The 439-nt window shown below is 66.7% G+C and carries 1 protein-coding gene; it reads left to right on the top strand.

Features of this window, described 5'->3' with window-relative positions; genetic code table 11:
- Positions 1-18: 18 nt before the first annotated feature.
- Positions 19-439: hypothetical protein (locus IMZ11_RS44215; protein WP_228649741.1), on the top strand; the 421-nt coding region annotated here is incomplete at its 3' end.

The following is a 439-nucleotide window of genomic DNA, read 5'->3' on the forward strand; positions in this document are numbered from 1 at the left end:
TTGCACGCGCTGGAGGACGTGGACGACGAACTGCCAGACCGCGACGGCCAGCGGGTCGAACTTCTCGTGGCGCGGTGTGAGGCATTGCTGGCCGCGGGCGATGTGTCGTCGGCGGCCGGTGCAGTGGCGGACCTGAAGGAAGGAACACACAATTCAGCCCGAGTCGCAGCGTGGGCGACATGTTTCGATGGCGAACTGTCCATGCTTGTCGACCCCGAGCGCCTGAACGAGATCGAATCCGCAGTAGCCGCCGCCGCAGCGACACTGGCCGAATTGGGCGACGCCGCGGGGGAGGCCAAAGCACACACGGTTCGAGCGGGATGTCTGGCACGCCTCGGGCGGGTCGCCGACTGTGAGGTCGCATTGGACCACGCACTGGCCGCAGCGCGCCAGGCAAACGAGCACCGATTGGTCAATTCGGTGTTGGCAGGCGCTCCGC

The organism is Microtetraspora sp. AC03309 (genome assembly GCF_020826795.1).
Taxonomy (GTDB): domain Bacteria; phylum Actinomycetota; class Actinomycetes; order Streptosporangiales; family Streptosporangiaceae; genus Microtetraspora; species Microtetraspora glauca.